The organism is Lysobacter sp. HA35, from assembly GCF_054061195.1.
The window spans coordinates 2989131-3009766 of record NZ_JBSSDY010000001.1 but is presented as its reverse complement, the minus strand read 5'-3'; the positions used below and the strand labels follow the sequence as shown (position 1 = coordinate 3009766).

15 protein-coding genes are annotated in these 20636 nt (G+C 66.4%); 7 read left to right on the top strand and 8 right to left on the bottom strand.

What is annotated here, in order from left to right:
• Positions 1-213: 213 nt before the first annotated feature.
• Positions 214-2883, bottom strand: a complete 2670-nt coding sequence (gene aceE / locus ACVWZN_RS14665; protein ID WP_456954783.1) for a pyruvate dehydrogenase (acetyl-transferring), homodimeric type — start codon at positions 2881-2883, stop codon at positions 214-216.
• 284 nt (positions 2884-3167) lie between these two features.
• On the opposite strand from aceE, the gene ACVWZN_RS14660 reads away from it, so the two are divergent.
• From ACVWZN_RS14660 to ACVWZN_RS14650, 3 genes are all read left to right on the top strand, one after another.
• Positions 3168-3554 carry a BlaI/MecI/CopY family transcriptional regulator gene (locus tag ACVWZN_RS14660; protein ID WP_027083945.1) on the top strand — a complete coding sequence of 129 codons (387 nt, stop codon included), beginning with the start codon at positions 3168-3170 and terminating at the stop codon, positions 3552-3554.
• The gene (locus ACVWZN_RS14655) at positions 3554-5164 is read left to right on the top strand and encodes a M56 family metallopeptidase (protein ID WP_456954448.1); all 1611 of its coding nucleotides are present in this window, start codon (positions 3554-3556) and stop codon (positions 5162-5164) included. The genes ACVWZN_RS14660 and ACVWZN_RS14655 overlap by 1 nt, the downstream gene beginning before the upstream one ends.
• Positions 5165-5245: 81 nt before the next feature.
• Positions 5246-6340: a S41 family peptidase gene (locus tag ACVWZN_RS14650; protein ID WP_456954447.1), complete on the top strand. Its 1095-nt coding sequence runs from the start codon at positions 5246-5248 to the stop codon at positions 6338-6340.
• Between the two features lie 104 nt (positions 6341-6444).
• Here ACVWZN_RS14650 and ACVWZN_RS14645 read toward each other — a convergent pair whose 3' ends face one another.
• Positions 6445-7209, bottom strand: a complete 765-nt coding sequence (locus ACVWZN_RS14645; protein WP_456954446.1) for a class I SAM-dependent methyltransferase — start codon at positions 7207-7209, stop codon at positions 6445-6447.
• Between the two features lie 86 nt (positions 7210-7295).
• On the opposite strand from ACVWZN_RS14645, the gene ACVWZN_RS14640 reads away from it, so the two are divergent.
• A complete protein-coding gene (locus ACVWZN_RS14640) occupies positions 7296-8129 on the top strand; it encodes a glycosyltransferase family 2 protein (protein ID WP_456954445.1) in 834 nt (277 codons plus the stop codon).
• A 3-nt stretch (positions 8130-8132) separates the two neighbouring features.
• On the opposite strand, the gene ACVWZN_RS14635 is transcribed toward ACVWZN_RS14640, so the two are convergent.
• The 4 genes from ACVWZN_RS14635 to rsgA form a co-directional block, all read right to left on the bottom strand.
• Positions 8133-9116 (bottom strand): glycosyltransferase, encoded by a 984-nt coding sequence (locus ACVWZN_RS14635; protein WP_456954444.1) that lies wholly within the window; start codon positions 9114-9116, stop codon positions 8133-8135.
• 4 nt (positions 9117-9120) lie between these two features.
• A complete protein-coding gene (locus tag ACVWZN_RS14630; RefSeq protein ID WP_456954443.1) occupies positions 9121-11418 on the bottom strand; it encodes an NADP-dependent malic enzyme in 2298 nt (765 codons plus the stop codon).
• Between the two features lie 84 nt (positions 11419-11502).
• On the bottom strand, positions 11503-12759 hold the full coding sequence (locus ACVWZN_RS14625) for a flavohemoglobin expression-modulating QEGLA motif protein (protein WP_456954442.1): 1257 nt from the start codon (positions 12757-12759) through the stop codon (positions 11503-11505).
• An 18-nt stretch (positions 12760-12777) separates the two neighbouring features.
• A complete protein-coding gene (gene rsgA / locus ACVWZN_RS14620; protein WP_456954441.1) occupies positions 12778-13923 on the bottom strand; it encodes a ribosome small subunit-dependent GTPase A in 1146 nt (381 codons plus the stop codon).
• A 96-nt stretch (positions 13924-14019) separates the two neighbouring features.
• Between rsgA and ACVWZN_RS14615 the strand changes: the two genes are divergently transcribed.
• The 3 genes from ACVWZN_RS14615 to ACVWZN_RS14605 are packed head-to-tail and all read left to right on the top strand — an operon-like array spanning position 14020 to position 16571.
• On the top strand, positions 14020-15264 hold the full coding sequence (locus ACVWZN_RS14615) for a pyridoxal phosphate-dependent aminotransferase (RefSeq protein ID WP_456954440.1): 1245 nt from the start codon (positions 14020-14022) through the stop codon (positions 15262-15264).
• Positions 15265-15876, top strand: a complete 612-nt coding sequence (locus tag ACVWZN_RS14610) for an SGNH/GDSL hydrolase family protein (protein WP_456954439.1) — start codon at positions 15265-15267, stop codon at positions 15874-15876.
• Complete coding sequence (locus ACVWZN_RS14605; protein WP_456954438.1) at positions 15873-16571, top strand: methyltransferase domain-containing protein; 699 nt, start codon at positions 15873-15875, stop codon at positions 16569-16571. The genes ACVWZN_RS14610 and ACVWZN_RS14605 overlap by 4 nt, the downstream gene beginning before the upstream one ends.
• Before the next feature lie 12 nt (positions 16572-16583).
• Here the strand turns inward: ACVWZN_RS14605 and ACVWZN_RS14600 are convergent, their stop codons facing one another.
• Both ACVWZN_RS14600 and ACVWZN_RS14595 read right to left on the bottom strand, forming a co-directional pair.
• Entirely contained in the window at positions 16584-17426 is an 843-nt protein-coding gene (locus ACVWZN_RS14600) for a polysaccharide deacetylase family protein (RefSeq protein ID WP_456954437.1), read from the bottom strand.
• 90 nt (positions 17427-17516) lie between these two features.
• Complete coding sequence (locus ACVWZN_RS14595) at positions 17517-20525, bottom strand: TonB-dependent receptor domain-containing protein (RefSeq protein WP_456954782.1); 3009 nt, start codon at positions 20523-20525, stop codon at positions 17517-17519.
• Between the last annotated feature and the right edge of the window lie 111 nt (positions 20526-20636).

Here is a 20636-nt window from a genome sequence, read left to right as displayed (position 1 = left end):
ACCGATTAGGGACGTGCCTTGGCTGCGTCAGGTTTTTGCCTTCACCGGCCGCTGCGGGCTCGACTAGGCAATTAGGCATTAAAAAAGCCACCCCTCCGGGTGGCCATCCACGTTCACAACGCCTCAATTAAGAAAAAGGGGATAGGCGACCCGCGCCGCAGCGCGCGAACCTGCAGCTCCGGCCGTGCGAAATCCACGTCGCCTACTCCGAGCTCAAATGACTAACGGATTTGGCTTTTCCACATCCAGCTTGTACTGCTTGATCGCCCGCGCCACATCCTTCCCCGTCATCTTCCCCTCCGCCGCCAGCGCAGCGATCGCTGCCTGCGCGATGTGGAAGCGATCGACTTCGAAGTGGCGACGCAGGTTGTCGCGGGTGTCGCTGCGGCCGAAGCCGTCGGTGCCGAGCACGGTGTAGCGCATCGGTACGTATTCGCGGACCTGGTTGGCGAAGTTGCGCACGTAGTCGGTCGCGGCAATCGCGGGGCCGGGGCGGCCCTGCAGTAGCGAGGTGATGTACGGAACGCGCTGCGTGTCTTCGGGGTGCAGGCGGTTCCAGCGTTCGGCATCGACGCCATCGCGTGCCAGCTCGGTGAAGCTGGGGCAGGACCAGATGTCAGCGGTGACCCCGAAATCCTTGTCGAGCAGCTCGGCGGCGGCGATGACTTCGCGAAGGATGGTGCCCGAACCCATCAGCTGCACGCGGTTCTCGCCCTTCTTGGGCTTGGCGCCGCCCTGCAGCAGGTACATGCCCTTGATGATGCCGTCGGCCGCGCCTTCCGGCATGTCCGGGTGGGCGTAGTTCTCGTTCATCAGGGTGAGGTAGTAGTACTCGTCGTGCTGCTCGTTGAGCATGCGGTGCATGCCGTGCTGCAGGATGACGGCGACCTCGTAGCCGAACGTGGGGTCGTAGCTGCGGCAGCTGGGGATCATCGACGAGATGAGGTGGCTGTTGCCGTCCTCGTGCTGCAGGCCTTCGCCGTTGAGCGTGGTGCGTCCCGCCGTTGCGCCGAGCAGGAAGCCACGCGCACGCATGTCCGCCGCCTGCCACGCACTGTCGCCGATGCGCTGGAAGCCGAACATCGAATAGAAGATGTAGAACGGCAGCATCTGCAGGTCGTTCGTGGAATAGCTGGTGGCCGAGGCCATCCAGCTGGAGAACGCACCGGCTTCGGTGATGCCTTCCTCCAGCACCTGGCCGGCGGCGTCTTCGCGGTAGTACATGAGCTGGTCGCGATCGACCGGCTTGTACTTCTGGCCCTGCGGCGCGTAGATGCCGAGCTGTCGGAACAGGCCTTCCATGCCGAAGGTGCGCGCTTCGTCGGCGACGATGGGCACGCAGCGCGGGCCGACCTGCTTGTCGCGCAGGATGATGTTGAGCGCCTGCACGAACGACATGGTGGTGGAGATCTCGCGATCGCCCGTGCTCTTGAGCAGGCGGTCGAAGACTTCGAGCTTGGGCGCTTCGAGCGACTGCGTGGCCTTGGTGCGACGCTGCGGCAGGAAACCGCCGAGCGCGCGGCGACGCTCGAGCATGTACTCGACTTCCGGCGAATCCTTGCCCGGGTGGTAGAACGGCACCGTGCCGCCTTCGAGCTGCTTGTCGGTGATCGGCACCTGGAAGCGGTCGCGGTAGGCGCGCACCGATTCGTCGTCGAGCTTCTTGGTGTTGTGCGTGGGGTTGAGCGCTTCGCCCGCCGCGCCCATGCCGTAGCCCTTCACCGTCTTGGCGAGGATGACGGTGGGCATGCCCTTCGTCTTCACCGCGAGGTCGTACGCGGCGTACACCTTGTGCGGATCGTGGCCGCCGCGGTTGAGGCGCCAGATATCGTCGTCGGACATCGATGCGACCAGCTGCGCGGTTTCCGGATACTTGCCGAAGAAGTTGTCGCGCGTGTACTTGCCGCCGAACGCCTTGCAGTTCTGGTATTCGCCGTCGACGGTTTCCATCATCAGCTGGCGCAGCTTGCCGGTGGTGTCGCGCGCGAGCAGCGGATCCCAGTAGCTGCCCCAGACGAGCTTGACGACGTTCCAGCCGGCGCCGCGGAACTGGCCTTCCAGTTCCTGGATGATCTTGCCGTTGCCGCGCACGGGGCCGTCGAGGCGCTGCAGGTTGCAGTTGACGACGAAGACGAGGTTGTCGAGGCCTTCGCGGCCGGCGACGCTGATCGCGCCCAGGCTTTCCGGCTCGTCGGTTTCACCGTCGCCGAGGAAGCACCAGACCTTGCGGTCGGACTTCGGGATCAGCCCGCGGCCTTCGAGGTACTTCCAGTTGCGTGCCTGGTAGATGGCGGCGATGGGGCCGAGGCCCATCGACACGGTGGGCAGCTGCCAGTAGTCGGGCATCAGCCACGGATGCGGATACGAGCTGACGCCGCGGCCGTCGACTTCCATGCGGAAGTTGTCGATCTGGTCTTCGGTGATGCGGCCTTCGAGGAAGCTGCGCGCGTACATGCCCGGCGAGCTGTGGCCCTGCACGGCGATGACGTCGCCCGGGTGATCGGCGCTTGGCGCGCGCCAGAAATGATTGAAGCCGACGTCGTACAGCGTCGCGCTCGACGCGAACGATGCGATGTGGCCGCCGAGCTCACCCGGCTTGCGGTTGGCGCGCACGACCATCGCCATCGCGTTCCAGCGCAGGATCGAGCGGATGCGCCATTCCATCGCGGCGTCGCCGGGGCTCTTGGCCTCGAGGTGCGGCGGAATGGTGTTGATGTATTCGGTGGTGGGGTTGAACGGCAGGTGCGCACCGGCGCGGCGCGTGACCTCGACCATGCCTTCCAGCAGCTGGTGGGCGCGCTCGGGGCCCGAGCGGTCGATGACGGCGGAAATCGACTCGAGCCATTCGCGGCTCTCGGCCGGGTCCGGATCGTCGTGCAGCATTTCGGAAATGGCGCTGGAAAGATTGCCGATCATTCGTCCACGGCCCCTTGGCCGCTCAAGTGTGTACAGGGGAAGGGTCGATTCTAGCAGTGGCGTTTCATGCGGCTCTCAGCAGCAGTTCGCACTGAAATCGAATGCTTGGGACGTACGGCGGCGCATGTTTCGACGTGGCGTCGGGGCCGGCCGTTGTCGCTTCCGTGGGTTCGTCGGGCATCCCGACGAGTGGCGGTTGACGTCTACTAACGCTGTAGTACTAATAGCGGCGTACACACCGAGAGGCGCCGATGTCGATACCCAATCCCACCGAAGGCGAGCTGGCGATCCTGCGCGTGCTGTGGTCGCGCCGCGAGCCGATGACCGTGCGCGAGGTGCATGCCGAGCTGTCGAAAGGCAAGGACACCGCCTACACCACGGTGCTGAAGATGCTCACGATCATGGCCGACAAGGGCCTGGTGCGCCGCGACGAATCCGAGCGCAGCCACACCTATCTGTCGCTGATGGCGGAGCCCGTGGTGCAGACCAATCTGCTGAAGGACCTGATGCGTCGCGCGTTCTCGGGTTCCGCGCTGACGCTGGTGCAACGCGCGATCGATGACGACGTCGCCACGCCCGAGGAGCTCGACGAGATCTCGCGGCTCATCGCGCAGGCCAAGGCGAAGCGGAAAGGCTGATGCAATCGCTCGCCGCCCTGCAGTTCGGTATCGCACCTGCGCTGGCATCGGCGCTGCTGCACGCGTTGTGGCAGGACGCGCTGCTGGGTGTGATCGCCTGGGCGGTGCTGGCGGCGATGTCGCGGTCGAGCGCATCGCTGCGGCATGCGGCGGCGATGGGTTTCCTGCTGGCGATGGTGATCGCGCCGGTGTCGAGCTTTCCGCAACTGTGGCACGTGCCGGCGACGGTGACCGATAGCGGATCGCTGACGGCGGTTGCCGCGCCGCAGGTCATCCAGGCGGGGCGCGTGATCGAACATCAGTCGAGCCCGCTCGCGATCGTGCTGACGCTGCTGTGGCTCACCGGCGTGGCCGCGATGTTGCTGCGACACCTCGGCGGCTGGCGCCTGGTGGCGTCGCTGGAGAAGCAGCCCTTCGAACGACTGCCCGCGGACTGGCAGCGTCGCGTCGACAGTCTGTGCGCGGCGATGCGCATCGGTCGCGATGTGTCGGTGCGCCTGTCGAAGGATGTGGTCGGGCCGTTCACCGCGCGGCTGTTCCGTCCCGTCATCTGGCTGCCGCTGTCACTGATCACGCAGCTGCCGCGCGAACAGGTCGAAGCGCTGCTGGCGCACGAACTCGCGCATGTCGCGCGCATGGACTGGCTGTGGAACGGGCTGCAGTGCGTCGTCGAATCGCTGCTGTTCTTCCATCCCGCGGCGTGGTGGCTTGGCCGGCGTATCCGGATCGAGCGCGAACACGCCTGTGACGATCTCGCGGTGACGGCGTGCGGGGACGCCATCGCCCTGGCCGAGGCGCTCGCGCAACTCGAGCGCCAGCGGCAACCCGCCCCGCGCCTGGTACTCGCAGCCCATGGAGGCTCGCTCATGCAACGCATCACCCGACTGATCTCAGGCCCGCCCTCGCGCGGACGCTGGGGTACCCGCGCCGGCATCGCCGTCGTGCTCATCACCGGCACCGTGCTGGTGGCGCAGCTCGGCATCGCCGGCAACACTCGCCCCGGCGTGCGCATCCGTTCCACCACCGACGGCCCGCTGCGCCCCGGCGACATGCGCGAGGTCTCGGCGCACGGCATCGATGGCGACCGCTATTACCGCGTCGACGTCGACGCGAACGGATACGTGACCGAAGTGTTCAAGCGCGATGGAACGCCGCAGCCGGTGGACGCCGGTGTGCGTCGCTGGGCCGATGACATGGTCGCAGTGGGCGTGCCGCCTCCGCCCCCGCCGCCGCCGCTGCCACCCATGGCCGCGATGCCGCCGCTCCCGCCCCCGCCGCCTCCGCCGCCGGAGATTTCCGACAGCGCCGAGTTCCAGTCGCTCGTTCGCCTCGTCGCCGCCGACCCCGGCGTGATCGCTCGGCTCGGCACGCCTGTAGCCATGGCATCGAAGGCCGTGCAGGGACGCATCGATATCGATGCCAATGAGGCAACGACGTCGTCGTCGAACGGCCGCACCTTCGTCCACGCGGATCCAAAAGCCGATGGCGATGCCGACGTACGTTTCGACCTGACCGGGCCCAAGGGTCGCGCCACCGTGCATGTCGACGCCGAACTCAAGCGCGGCACCTGGTCGACGAAGACGATCGAACTGCAGGGCCCTGCGCGCTGAGTTTTTTTGTCGGCAAGTACTAAATCGTTCGTATTAACCAACTAGTAGTCAAGTGCAACACAACAACAGGACGTTATCCCGATGAACCACCGAAATCGTTTGAGCCTCGCCGTGCTGCTCGTTGTCGCGCAGGCGCCCGCGTTCGCACAGGAGCATCCACCGGTGCCCGTCGACGCCAGCACGCAACATGCCGTCGTCGCGGAACTCGCACGCCAGTTGCAATCGAACTATGTGTTTCCCGATGTCGCGACGAAGGTCGCGAAGTCGCTGCGTGCCAAGGACGCGGGCGGCGGCTACGCGAAGGCGACCGATGCCGAAGCGTTTTCGAAAGCGTTGGGCGATGACCTGCGAACGATGGGCCATGACCTGCACTTCCAGGTCAAGTACGAACCCGAGTTCGGCGAACACGCGCGGGACTCGCACGCCGTGCCAAGCCACGAGGACGCCGAGCGCATGCGCAAGGACGTGGCGAACTTCGGTTACGGAATCGAGACCGTGCGTCGCTTGCCGGGCAACGTCGGGTACATGGACGTGCGCGGTTTTCCGCCCGCCGAGTTCGTGGGGGACGCGGTCACCTCGGCAATGAAGCTGTTGACCGGCACGGACGCACTCATCCTCGACCTTCGTCGCAACGGCGGCGGCGAGCCCGACGGCGTCGCCCACCTGTTGAGCCATTTCTTTGCGGAAGGCGATCTTCGCCACCTGAACGACATCTACAACCGCCCGGAGAATTCGACGCGGCAGTACTGGACGAACCCCGCCGTGAGCGTTCGCTACGACAAGCCCATCTACGTGCTGACGTCCAAGCGCACGTTCTCCGGCGGCGAAGAAGCCGCGTACGACCTGCAGACGCAGAAACGCGCGACGCTCGTCGGCGAGGTCACCGGCGGTGGCGCGAATCCCGGCGAAGGGTATTCACTGACGCACGGGTTCGCGGCATTCATCCCGAACGGGCGATCGATCAATCCGGTCACCAAGACGAACTGGGAGCATGGCGGCGTCAAGCCGGATATCGCCGTGCCTGCGGCCGATGCGCAAAAGGTCGCGCACGCGACGATCCTCAGCGACCTGGCGTCGAAAACGACGGATCCCGAGCGGAAGGCGGAACTGCTGAACGCGCTCGCTGCGGTGAAGAGCCAGAACATCGACTCGCCGGCACACGCGTTAGGGCGTTAAGGCGTTAAGGCGTTAAGGCGTTAAGGCAAAGCATGCGGTCAGATCGCTGCACAGCGATCTGGTCGGGCCGAATGATGCGGGTACGAAGCTACAACACCGAGGCTCTACGTCGTTCGGCGAAGCACGGTCAGATACACCTCGCCGCGAAGATGAGGCGGCGTTCGCGACAGCAAGCTGACGAGCCTCGCGTTCCAACGCCGGCGCCGGGGACGACGCAGCATGCGGAACGGGTCGGACACGCTGCCCTCATACACGCACATGAAGCCTGCTTCCGCCGCACAGCGCTGGACGCCGATGGGTGCAATAGGCGAGATGTGTCCCTGTTCGCGATAGTCGTCGGCATCAAACCATTGAAATTGGCCGGTACGCAGGAATAGCGCCTGCGATACCGGATTGGCGAGGTTCGGCGTCGAGAGCACGAGGTATCCGCCAGGCGCGATCAGGTCGTAACACTGGCGAAGGAAGTGATGCGGGTTTTCCAGATGTTCGATCAGCTCCAGAGCCATGACCGCATCGAAGGTATGCCCGAGCGCCGCCGCGAAGTCGCGATTCAGATCCAGAACGTGGAACGCTACGCGATCGTGGGGCGCGAAGCGCTCGGCAAACAGGTCGCTCGCCGTCATCCGATAGCCGGCGTCGCTCAAGCGTTCGCTCAGTGCGCCGCCGCCTGCCCCCAGCTCGAGCACGCTGCGCGCCGCGGATGGTGGCAGCACCGAAGCCAGCCGTTCGGCCGCCGCCTCGTGCAAGCCCGGTGCTGCGAAAATCGGAATCCCGCGATAGTGGGCGCCCACGTCGCTGCCGCCGAACATGTCCCGGAAATTGCGTGCACGCTCGCGCGCGACATCGGTCAGCTCGTCGGACGGGGCCATAGGGGTGCCTATGCGGGACCGCTGCAGTGTATAGACTGGCCTCCCGTTCCGTCGGTACAGCTGCAATGGCGACCGCGAGCCTGGTCATGACGACCTATAACTGGAAGGACGCGCTGGCCGCGGGACTGCGCAGCATTGCGAGGCAGTCACAGTTGCCGAGGGAGGTGATCGTCGCGGACGACGGTTCTCGCAACGAAACCGGTGAACTCGTCCGCGAACTGGCAGTCGACTACCCGATCAGTCTCGTGCATGTCTGGCAGGAAGACTCGGGCTTTCGTGCGGCGCGCGTGCGCAATCTAGGAATTGCACGCAGCACCGGCGACTACGTGATTTTTGTCGATGGCGACATGGTGTTGCATCCACACTTCGTCGCCGATCACCTGCGTCACGCGCGACGTGGCACGTTCCTCCAAGGCGGTCGGCTGAATGCATCGCCTGATGAGTCAAGACGGCTTCTGAGCGGTGGCACGCCGCGCTTTTCACCATTCATGCCCTTCGCCGAAGACCTGCACGGTGAACTGAAGCGCGAGCACGCGTTCCGGTCCAACTGGGTTGCGCGACGAAGGGCACGGGGACGCGGCCGTGGCGTCGTGATGAGCTGCAATCTGGGCGTCTGGCGTGACGATCTATTGCACGTGAACGGTTTCGACGAGGCGTACGAAGGGTGGGGTCGGGAGGACGACGACCTTGCGACACGGCTCGGCCATGCAGGCGTCGAACAGCGCGACCTGCGTTACGCAGGCCTGGCGATCCATCTGTGGCATGACACGCGCCGCCCGACCGCCGCCGACCCGTCGAGCGCGAGGATCGAGACGCCTAACGACGCGCTCCTCGAGGCCGCACGTCGCGAACGTCGAATCCGCTGCACACGCGGCGTGGATACACATCTTCCGACAGGCGCAGTCGCAGCGATCGACTGATTTTCACCGCAAGCCGATGAGTCGCCGCGGCAGCACGAGCTTTAAGGCGCGCTCGACGCTCTTGCGACGCAATCCGGGGTGACGCAAGCCGCGCCAGATCGGTCCTAACCACGCACGCCGAGGCGACTGCAGCAAAGCTTCGCGCGCGTCGGCTTCAATTCGGTAGGCGTCAACGATGGACAAGGCGATACGTCGGCGATCCGCCGGCAGCTCCGGCATGCATTCGATGCTGTGTTCGAAATCGTCGGCCGTGCCCCGATAGAACGCGATCGTCCGCTCGTAACGTTTCCGCCGCGCGACATGCTTGGACTCCGCACGTGCGAACACGGTGCTACTGACGCTACCAGCGTGCTGGCGATAGCGGATCAAACGCTCGCGCATATGGACGCAGTCACCGAGAAGAGCCGCGCGCAGGGCGAGGGCGTTGTCCTCGATCGGCCCACGCAGCGGCCCGAAATGATCGAAGACCTCCCGTCGGAAGGCCAGCGACGCGCCGAGCAGCCCCACCAGTCGCCCAGCGCCGCGGATGTAGTCGAGACCGAACCGGTCGCGACCAGCATGCATGCGGTGCTCGATCGAGCGCCCCTCCGCATCGATCGCCTCGTAATCGGAATCGATTGCTGCCACGGTCGGGTCGGCATCAAATAGAGACAACAGCCGCGCGATACGGTCGCGCTTCGATACGTCGTCGCCGGCCATCATCACGATGATCTCGCCGGATGTACATTCCATTGCAGCGTTGACATGCGCTGCAACACCGACGTTGTCGACGTTGCAGCGCACCCTGATCCGATGCGGCCCAGCGTAACCGGCCAGTCGCTCGACAATGCGTTCGTACGTGCCGTCGTCGGACGCATCGTTGGACACGACGATTTCGCATGGAACGGTCTGCGCGAGTGCGCCATCAAGCGCGTCGTCGATGTAGTCGCGATCGCGCCACGTCAACAACAGGACACTTACTCGCGGCGGGCGGTCGCGAGCGTCCATACGGTCAACTGCGTCTCACACCTTGAGCCGCTCGAATCTGCGCATCCACCGCCGCGATCGCCGTCATGTTAACGATGCGGCGCGGGGTGGATGCGGGCGTCAGGATGTGTGCGGGTTTGTCGAGGCCCATCAGGATCGGGCCGATGGCGACGCCGTCGGTCATGACGCGCACCATGTTGTAGACGATGTTGGCGGCGTCGAGATTGGGCATCACGAACAGGTTGGCGCGGCCGCGCAGGCGGGAGTTCGGGAACATGCGCACGCGCAGTTCGTCGTCCCATGCGGTGTCGGCCTGCATCTCGCCTTCGATCTCGAGCTTGGGCGCGCGCTCGAGCAGGATCTCGCGCACCTTCGCCATCTTGTGCGCCGAGGCGTTGTCGTGGCTGCCGAAGTTGCTGTGCGACAGCAGCGCGACCTTCGGCTCGATGCCGAACAGCTTGAGGCGATACGTCGCCTGCAGCGTGGCTTCGGCGATCTGCTCGGCGCACGGGTCGAGCTGCACGTGCGTGTCGAGGAAGAACCAGGTGCCGAGGTTATTGATGACTGCCGTCATCGCCGCGGTACCGGTCACGCCGCGATCGAAGTTGAACACGCTGCGCAGGTAGCCGAGCTTCTTATGGAATCGGCCGACGACGCCGCAGATCATCGCGTCCGCTTCGCCGCGCTCGACCATCAGCGCGGAGATCAGCGTCGGGCGCGAGCGCAGCAGGTTCTTCGCCGCGGCCGGCGTCACGCCGCGACGCTCGGTGAGGGCGTGGTACTGCTGCCAGTAGCTGTCGAAGCGCGGATCCGAATTGATGTTGGTCAGTTCGAAATCGACGCCCGGACGCATGCGCAGGCCGAGGCGTTCGATGCGCGTCTGGATGACGTCGGGACGGCCGATGAGGATCGGCTTGGCGAGCTCCTCGTCGATCACCGTCTGCACGGCGCGCAGCACGTTCTCTTCTTCGCCTTCCGCATAGACGACGCGCTTGAGGTCGCTGCGCGCGCGGTCGTACACCGGCTTCATGATGAGGCCGGTGCGGTAGATGAACTGGCCGAGCTTTTCCTCGTAGGCGCGCATGTCGGTGATCGGGCGCTTGGCCATGCCCGAATCCATTGCGGCCTGCGCGACGGCCGGTGCGAGCATCACCAGAAGGCGCGGATCGAACGGACGCGGGATCAGGTATTCGGCGCCGAACTTCGGCACGTCGCCGCCGTACGCGCTGCCGAGGTCGGACGACTCCATGCGCGCGAGTTTCGCGATCGCACGCACGCAGGCGAGCTTCATCGCCTCATTGATTTCGGTGGCGCCGACATCGAGCGCGCCGCGGAAGATGTACGGGAAGCAGAGCGCGTTGTTGACCTGGTTCGGATAGTCAGAACGACCGGTGGCGATGATGCAGTCGGGCCGCACCTTCTTCGCGTCTTCCGGAAGGATTTCCGGATACGGATTGGCGAGCGCGAGGATGATCGGCTTGTCCGCCATCGTCGCGACCATCTCCGGCTTGAGCACGCCGCCGGCCGACAGGCCAAGGAAGATGTCCGCGCCGACCATGATGTCGGCGAGCGTGCGCTTGTCGGTGTCGCGTGCGTAGCGCGCCTTGTCGGGATCGAGATGATCGCGGCCGGTGTACAGCACGCCGTCGCGATCGACCGCCAGGATGTTCTCGGGCTTCATGCCGAGCGCAACCAGCATGTCGAGGCAGGCGATGCCCGCAGCACCCGCGCCCGCAGTGGCGAGCTTCACGTCCTCGATCTTCTTGCCCACGACTTCGAGCGCGTTGTAGATGGCCGCGCCGACGATGATCGCGGTGCCGTGCTGGTCGTCGTGGAAGACCGGGATGTTCATCCGCTCGCGCAGCTTGCGCTCGACGATGAAGCATTCCGGCGCCTTGATGTCCTCGAGGTTGATGCCGCCGAAGGTCGGTTCGAGCGAGGCGATGATGTCGACCAGCCTGTCCGGATCGCGCTCGTCGACTTCGATGTCGAACACGTCGATGCCGGCGAACTTCTGGAAAAGCACGCCCTTGCCTTCCATCACCGGCTTGCCGGCCAGCGGGCCGATGTCGCCGAGGCCGAGCACGGCAGTGCCGTTGGAGATGACCGCGACCAGGTTCCCGCGCGCGGTGAGCTCGGAGGCGGCATTCGGATCGGCAACGATCGCCTCGCAGGCGTAGGCCACGCCGGGCGAGTACGCCAGCGCCAGGTCGCGCTGGGTGACGAGCGGCTTGGTCGGCGAGACCTTGATCTTCCCGGGCGGGTCGATGCGGTGGTACTCGAGGGCGGCCTGCTTCAGATCGTCGCTGGTGCTCTGGGTCATCGGGTCGCGGGACAGGACGGGCCCTCGATTCTACCCGCCACGATCGGCCGCTTCGGAGACAGCCCGGTTCAGCCGCGTCCGGCGTCAGAAATCGAGCATGAAGCCGCCTTCGTCGGCGATGCTGTCGAGCCGGATGCGGTTGGCGAACAGCGAGAACGCGAGCATGCCGGCCAGGCCATTGATGCGCGTCAGCCACGGCGGCATCCAGTGTGGTGGCAGCAGCGCGCCGGACTCGAACAGCGGCTCGAAGCGCTGCACGTCGGCCAGCGTCATCTTCCCCGCGAACAGGTAGCGGCACAGCGGCAGCTTGCGGTTGCGCAGCGCCCAGCGGAAGAACGTATGCACGCCGACCAGGCCGCGCACGTAGACGGTGTCCTTGGTGAATGCGTGACCGCCGGTGGTGGGCACGCCACGGAAGATGCGCTGCGCCGACGCGAAGCTTTCCTGCTCCGTCTGGCCGGAATCGAGGAAGAACCGGAAGATCTCGATGAAGTCGGCGCCGTCGAGCGCCCGTGCGACGGCTTCGATGCGCAGCGAGATGCGCTTCATGCGGCCGATGTCGATGCTGCCGGTGATCTGCTCGGCGAAGGTCGCGAGGCCTTCCTGCGTCGCGGTGGTGCGCGGCGACGACAGCGACAGGCTCGGCAGCACCGGTTGCTCGCGCCCGTTGAGCGCGGTGATCGAATGCACGAAGGCTTCGTGATTCAGCAGCTGCTCGCGGTCGTACTGGCTGAAGTTCGCGCTCGCACGCAGGCGGATGCGCGTGGCACCGGCCGCGGCTTTCGCGATCAGGTCGGGGTCGAGTTCGACTTCGATGACGCGGCGATTGAAGAAATCGTCGAGGTCGTTCTGCAACTGCAGCCGAAGCGCCGTCGCCGAAATGCTGATCGTCTCCGACGGCGACAGCAGGCCGGCGTCGAGTTCATCAGCGATCGAGATGAAGTGCTGCGCGGCCTCGCGCGCGGTCGGGCCATTGCCCGGCAGCGCCTCGTTCGGCGTGCCGTACAACTCCTTGGAATGCGCGAGTACATCGGCAGTGCCCAGTGACTCGCACATCAGCGCGGCGATCTTCCAGCTGCGCGCCGAATCGATCAGGTACTGGCCCAGCGGATGCTGCGGATCGGCCTCGCGCACGATCGCTTCGAGTTCGGCACGCCCCGCGCGGAAATCGCTTTTCGGATACTCGATGACCGGCGGCTTCGCGGTGCCGGCGGCGTAGGCAGCGAGGAATTTGGCTTCCTCGTCTGCGGGCCAGCTGACCAGCGCGAGCACGCGGATGTCGCGGGCGACGCGCACCATGCGTGCGTCCAGCGCCGCGTGGTGCGCGATGTCGGGTGTCATCGGCTTAGTGACGCCCATCTAGCGGCGACTGCCGCGCGTGTCCGGGCGCCGCCCGGACGGTCGGCCGCCGGGCTTGGAGTCGGTCTTCTGCTGTTGCCGCGTGGCGAGGCGTTCTGCCGCGCCCGCGACTTCGCCCGCCAGCTTTCGATAGTGCGCGAGGCGCTGTGCGTCGAGTTCGCCCGATGCGATCGCGGCACGCACGGCGCAACCGGGCTCGGCTTCGTGCAGGCAGTCCCGGAAGCGGCATTGCGCGGCCAGAGTTTCGACGTCGATGAAGGTGTCGGCGACCGCTTCTTCGCCGGTCGGCTTGAGCTCGCGCATGCCGGGCGTATCGATCAGGCAGCCGCCCTGCGGCAGCGGGATCAGCGCGCGGTGCGTGGTGGTGTGGCGGCCGCGCGAATCGTTCTCGCGCACGCTGGCGGTCTTCATGCGCTCGATGCCGAGCAGCGAATTGGTCAGCGTCGACTTGCCGGCGCCGGAGCTGCCCACTAGAACCGCGGTGCGCCCGGGCCCGACCCAGCGGTCGAGCTGCGCCACGCTCGCCGCGTCGCGCGCGTTCACTACGACAATCTCGACCTCGCCTTCGACCACGTCCGCCAGCGCCTCGCGGGCCTCCGCGATCGTCGCCGCGCCGGCCACGTCGGCCTTGGTCAGCACGATCACCGGCTCGACGCCGCCGCCATGTACCAGCAGCAGGTAGCGCTCGATCCGGCGCGGATTGAAATCACCATCGAGCCCGGACACCACGAAGGCGACGTCGACATTGGCCGCGATCAGCTGCTGCTTGTAGTGCTCGCCGGCCGCCGCACGCTTGATGGCTGACCGCCGCGGCAGCAGCGCGACCGCCTTGGCCGACGCGCCCTCGCCTTCGATCAGCAGCCAGTCGCCGACGCCGGGGCGGTCGGTGGGATCGGTGCGGCCGGCGCGGTAACCAGCCGGGCGCGCCCAATCCGGCAGCGATTCGACGCCGTGGCCTTCGCCCTCGCCCGGCCCTGCGGCGACCACGTAACCGGTGCGGTGCTGTTCGACGACCCGCACCGGCCGTGCCTGCGGCTGCTCGGCGAGCATCGCGGTCCACTCGGGCGGGCGATCGGCGTCGCCGGGCCAGCCGATGCGCGCGAGGACGTCGGTGTCGAACGGTGTGGCGGTCGGGGATGCGGGCATGCGCCGATTCTAGCCAGACCGGGCGCCCGTACCCGGCGGGCTCGTCCGGTTTTCCGGTAGGCTGGCCGCCATTTTCCGCGTCCTGCTGCCGCTTCCATGTCCCACGTCCTCAAGACCCGCGACCGCCTTTCCGAAGTCCGCTACGAAATCCGGGGCGAACTGGCACGGCGAGCGCGCGAGCTGGAGGCCCAGGGCCGCAAGCTCATCAAGCTCAACATCGGCAACCCGGGCGCCTTCGGTTTCCGGGCACCCGAGCACCTGCAGCGCGCGATCGCCGACCGCATCGACCAGACCGACCCGTACACGCACCAGCAGGGCCTGCCCGCCGCGCGCGAGGCGCTGGCCGACTTCCATCGCCGTCGCGGCACGCCGAATGCGTCGCCCGAGCGCGTGTTCATCGGCAACGGTGTCAGCGAGCTGATCGACCTGTCGCTGCGTGCGTTGCTGAACCCTGGCGACGAAGTGCTGGTGCCCTCGCCCGACTACCCGCTGTGGACCGCGGCGACCATCCTCAATGACGGCTGCGCGGTGCACTACACCTGCGCGCCCGAAAACGGCTTCCTGCCCGATCCCGACGAGATCGAGCGCCTGGTCACCCCGCGCACGCGCGCGATCGTGGTGATCAACCCGAACAACCCGACCGGCGCGGTGTATCCGCGCGAGCTGCTCGAACGCATCGTTGCGATCGCAGCCGAGCACAAGCTGCTGCTGATGTCGGACGAGATCTACGACGAAATTCTTTACGACGGCGCGACGTTCCAACCGCTCGCGCCGCTGGCCGGGGACGTGCCCTGCCTGTCGTTCGGCGGCCTGTCGAAGGTGTATCGCGCTTGTGGCTGGCGGATCGGCTGGGCGGTGCTGAGCGGCGACCCGCTCGCGGTCGGCGACTTCCACCACGCGATGGACCTGCTTGGTGCGCTGCGCCTGTGCGCGAACGTGCCGGGCCAGTTCGCGATCGAAGCCGCGCTGTCGGGCGCGTCGACCATCCACGCGCTCACCGCACCGGGCGGACGCCTGTACGAGGCGCGACGCGCCGTGGTCGAAACGATCGCGACGAGTCCGCACCTGCGCATGAGCACGCCGGGTGGCGCGCTGTACGGCTTTCCGCAGGTCGTCGGCGATGCCGCGATCGGTTTCGACGACCAGGCGTTCGCGCTCGAAATGCTCGAAACCGAAGGCGTGCTGATCGTGCCGGGCACGAGCTTCAACATGCGCGACCGCGACCATTTCCGCGTGACGCTGCTGCCGGAACCGGACCAGCTGCGCGAAGTGTTCGTGCGCGTCGACCGCGTGCTCGAGCGCCGCGCGCAATCGGTAGCGTCGCGCGCGCAGGTCGCCTGAGTGCGCTACCTCGCGTTGGGCGACAGCTACACCTGCGGTGAAGGCGTCGACGCGAACGAGCGCTGGCCGGTGCAACTCGCGAACGCGCTTCGCGACGGTGGCATCGACCTCGACGAGCCCCGCGTCATCGCCACCACCGGCTGGACGACCGATGAACTCGCTGCCGGCATCGCCGCGGCACAACCGCTGGGCGCGTTCGACTTCGTGACGCTCGGCATCGGCGTCAACGACCAGTACCGCAACCGCAGTGCGAGCGACTACCGGATCGAACTCGGCGGCCTGCTCGACACCGCGACCGCGCTCGCCGGCGGCCGCGTCGATCGCCTGATGATGCTGTCGATTCCCGATTGGGGCGCGACGCGATTCGCGCGCAACGAAGGCCGCGACAGCGCGACCGTCGCGCGCGAGATCGACGAGTTCAACGACGTCGCGCGAACGATGTGCGAATCCCGAGGCATCGCCTTCGTCGACATCACGCCGATCGGCCGTGATGGCGCCGACAGCGACGCCATGCTGGTCGCCGACGGGCTGCATCCATCCGGCGCGATGTATGCGCGATGGGTCGAGGCCGCATTGCCGGTTGCGCATCGCCTAGTCGGCGACGCCGCATGAGTGCGGTAGTCGAGGGTCGTCCGCTCGATGGCTCGCGCGCGCGTTCGATCGCGACGGCGTTCCTGCCCGAGCACGCGCTCGGCAATCGCTGGAATTATTACTACACGCGCACCAAGCTCGGCAGCGATCCGCTGTATCCGGCGGTGGCGAACGCCCTGCGCGGCACGACCGCGCCGCTGCTCGACCTCGGCTGCGGGCTCGGCCTGCTCGCACACACGCTGCGCGAGGACCTCGTGCATCTTCCGTATCGCGGCGTCGATATCGATGCCGGCAAGATCGCGCACGCGCGCCGCGTCGCCGAACGGGTCGGCCTGCGCGACGTCAGCTTCGATGCGGTCGACCTCGCCAACGTCATGCCGGAGCATTCGGGCAGCGTCGCGTTGCTCGACGTGCTGCAGTACATCGATACGCCCGCGCAGATCCGCGTGCTCGATGCTGCGTCGTCGATGATCGCGCCGGGCGGGCGCCTGTTCATTCGCAGCGGCCTGGAAACACCCGGCTGGCGTGCTCGTGCGAGCAAGGCGTTCGACACGTTCGCCGCATTCGCGGGCTGGATGTATTCAGCGCCGCGACGCTATCCGAGCGAAGCACTGCTGCGCGATCGCCTCGATGCCGCAGGGCTTCGTTACGCGGTCACGCCACTCAACGGCAATACGCCGTTCAACAACTGGCAGATCGTCGCATCGCGCGACTGATCGAGTAACGCGTCAGTCGACGAAGGTCGTCGACTCGGCAGCCGGCAACTTGGGGCCGCGCGTCGGAAACGCAGGCACCGGCAGCACGCAGCGATAACCCAGTTCGTCGAAACGACGCAACATCAGCGCCAGCGTCTCGACGTTGCGACCGTGCGGCGCGCCTTCGTGTGCAAGCACGATCACGCCGGGGCCGAGTTGGCGTTCGACGCGCGACACCACGCGCTGCGGATCGGACACCGCGCCGTCGAAGCCGCGCGCGGTCCACGCAACGCGCGCGAGTCCTAATTTCTGCAGCGGTGCGAACACGAAAGGGTTCGCCATGCCGACGACGGCGCGGAACCACACGGGCGTCGTGCCGGTGATCTCGGTCAGCGTCGCCTGTGCGCGCTCGATTTCGTTGCGCATCTCGCGCGGACCGAGCGCCCAGAAGCGTGCAGTCGGATGCGAGTCGCTGTGATTGCCGACGTCATGCCCGCGCCGAACGATCTCGCGCACCAGCTCCGGATGACGACGCGCGCGTTCGCCGACCAGGAAAAACGTCGCGCGCGCGCGGTGCGCATCGAGCAGGTCGAGCACGGCTGGCGTCTCCTCGGACGGGCCGTCATCGATCGTCAGCCAGAGCAGGCGGTCATCGGTGTCCATCCGCGTGAGCGCCGGGCCGAACAGCCGCGAATCGGGCCGCAACGTCCCCCAAACGAGCGCCAGGTGCGACGCGATCAGCAGCGGCAGCGCCACGTGCCAGCCGTAGTGCCACCACAGCGCGAATGCGAGCACATGCGCCGCAAGCAGCGTCATCCACCACACCTGCGGGTGGCGCGGCGGTTGGTGGTGGGCAACGGGGCCGGACGCGGTCATCGAGCGTGAGCCTACCCGAACCGGCCATAAAAAACGGCCCCTTGCGGGGCCGTGAGAGAAGTGGAATGACGGATATTGTTTTTATGTCGATCAGAAGCGCTGCGTGTAGCGCATGTACCAGAAGCGGCCGATATCGAAGCCGCCGTAGTACGAGACGTTCGCGCTCGGCTGCGTGTACATGACCGGGCCGATGTGGTTGAACACGTTGTTCGCGCCGACCGCAACGGTGGCCTTCCACGGCGCTTCCCAGCGCAGCTGGACGTCGTGGAACGTGTTCGAACCCACCACGTGACGACGCGAGATGGAGCTCGCCGGCGTGGTCGTCGTACCGACGTAGGCACCGGTCGGCGCGTAGGTGATCTCCTCGCACTCGAGGTTCGGCTCTGTGGAGCCCGGCACCACGTAGGTGCAGGTTTCCTTCATCGGCGAGTAGTAGCGCGCGGTCCACGTCGCGCCCCACGGACCCTTCTGCCAACCCAGGTTGAAGTTGGAGCGGATGCGGAAGGTGCTGGTGAAGCCCACGCCCGAGGTCGGGTACGTCGGATCGTTGGTGCTGACGAAGTAGTCCTTCGCCGTGTAGGTGCTGTTGAGGTTTGCGTTGAACGTGCCCCACGCGTCCGTCGCCAGACGGTACGAGAAGTCGACGTCGTAGCCTTCCACCTTGCGGAAACCGGCGTTGCGGTTGCCGTAGGACATGAAGTTGATATAGCCCAGCGCCGGATCACGCGTGAACAGCTGCGAGGAGCAGCGGCTCGCGATGCCCTTGACGTAGCAGTCGTCGAGGATCGTGCTCGGCGAGTCGGTCACGATCGTGTCGGCGATTCGGATCTTCCACCAGTCGATCGACATGTTGAAGCCGCTGAGGAACGACGGGCTCCACACGCCGCCGATCGTCTGCGACGCCGACAGTTCCGGTGTCAGCGTCGGGTTCGAGCCGCGGGTAAAGGCAACCGGCGTCTGCGAGTTCGCCGAACCGACGGGCACGAGGCCTTGGCCGAGCTGGCGATACGTGTCGGCGACGGCACCCATCGCGTTCTGGCCACCGACGCCGTTCTTGCAGTTCGCACGCGTGGTCGGGTTGCTGCGCGAGTCGCCGAAGTTCGTATCGCAGGGATCGGTGAACGAATCGAACGTCTGCGAACCACCGCCGTAGAGGTCGGCGATCGTCGGTGCGCGGAAGCCGTCGGCGTACGTCGCGCGCAGCAGCAGCTGGTCGATCGGGCGCCACTTGAGGCCGAACTTGTTGTTCACCGTGTTGCCGAAGGTGTTGTAGTCCGAATAGCGCGACGCGACGTTGAGCGTGAGTTCCTTCGCGAACGGCAGGTCAGCGAGGATCGGTACCTGCAGCTCGAGGTACACCTCGTCGAGGTCGTAACCGCCGCGGGTCGGGCCTGACGAAAGGTTGGTCGACCCACCGGTCACCGCCAGCGCGTCCGGCACGTAAGCACCCTTCTCGTTGCGGTGCTCGTAACCGACCGCGAAGCCGAGGTCGCCCGCCGGCATCGCGAAGATCGTGCCGCTGAGGTTGGCCGACATCACGGTCGTTTCGGTGCGACCGGTCGCGTGCTCGTTCTGGAACAGGTAATTCTGCAGCGCGGAGTTGCCGGTCAGGCCGCCGTTGCCGACGACACCGTACGGCACGAACGGGTTCCAGGTAACGCAGCCGGCGATGACGTTGCCCGGGGTACCGCAGACGACCTGGCCGTTCTGGACGAACGACGGGCCCACGGCATTGCGGACGTTCGCCAAGTTGAAGTTGCCGAAGGTGTCCTGCGTCTGCTTGTTGACGACGTTAACGTAGTCGACATCCCAGTCGAACATCTGCCCAGCCATGTCGAAGCTGCCTTCGAGAGCTGCGGAGAGGCGGTAGTTCGTGGAGTCCGCCGTGGTCACGCGCGGCACTTCCCAACCGCGACGCCACCAGTTGCTGATGGTCGCGCCCTCGGGGTTCCAGTAGCTCTGCGCCGACATCGGGGCAGCGAAGGACGTCGCCTGCATCGGGTAGCCGGCGATATGACGCGAGCTCTCGCGATCGCCCCACAGGATGTTGGTGCGGAAACGCAGGCTGTCGGTGATGTTCACCACGCCGTCGAGGTAGATCGACTTGGTTTCCAGCGGCGTGCGCAGGTCGGTCTGCTCAAGCGTGTTGGACTTGTCGAGGGTCGAGCCGGGCGTGCAGCCCGTCGCTGCGGTCGCGCCCGTGCAGGTGCCGACGTTCGTGTCCTGGCGGACGTAGTCGTTGCGGTTACGCGGATCGCCGCCCGGACGGAGGATGACGCGCGTGCCGGTTGGCACACCCGGCACCGCCGTCGTCGCGGTCGTCACGAAGCCGCCGTACTGGCCAACGGTGGTCCACTGATCGGTCGGGTGCCAGTTGCCGCGCGGATAGGCGCTGAACTCGCGGTCGGTGGCGTTGACGCCGTCTTCCTTGCCCCACTCGGCGCCCATGGTCAGCGAGCCGCGGTCGCCGCCGAAGCCCATGATCATGTCGCCCTTGGTGATGGCGCCATCGCCCTGGTCGTACTGGCCGTAGTAGATCGAGCCGGCCGCACCCTCGTAGTTCGAGCGCGTAATGATGTTGATGACGCCCGCGATCGCGTCGGAGCCGTAGATCGACGAGGCGCCGTCCTTCAGGACTTCGATGCGTTCGATCGAGACTGCGGGAATCTGCGAAACGTCCGACAGGCCGCTAGTCGTGATGCCGAGGCGCTTGCCGTTGACGAGCACCAATGTGCGCTGCGCGCCGAGGTTGCGCAGACTGATGTAGGTGCCACCGACGTTCTCGCCCGACGATAGCGGCGCGGCGCGGCTGATCGGCGGCGTGCCGACGGCGCTGATGTTCTGGAGGATGTCGCCGACCGACTGGAAGCCCTGCTGCTCGATCTCCTTGCGGCTAATCGTGAGGACCGGCTGCGCCGTCTCCACATCGACCTGACGGATGCGCGAGCCGGTGACCTGGACGCGATCAAGGGTCTGCGGGGTGGCGGTGGTGCCCGCGGCCGGCGCCGTCTGGGCGACGGCGGACGCCGCGCCGAACGCGGCGGTGGTGCCGAGCGCGAGGCAGATGGCGTCGCGGAGCTTGGAACGCTGTTGCATCAGGATCTCCCCAAATCGATGAATGCGGTGCAGGTGGGTGTCGTCACACGGGCTTAACCTATCCGTGTCGTTCCGATCGTAGACGGCCGCTCCGGCAAATTAAAGACTTGTTAA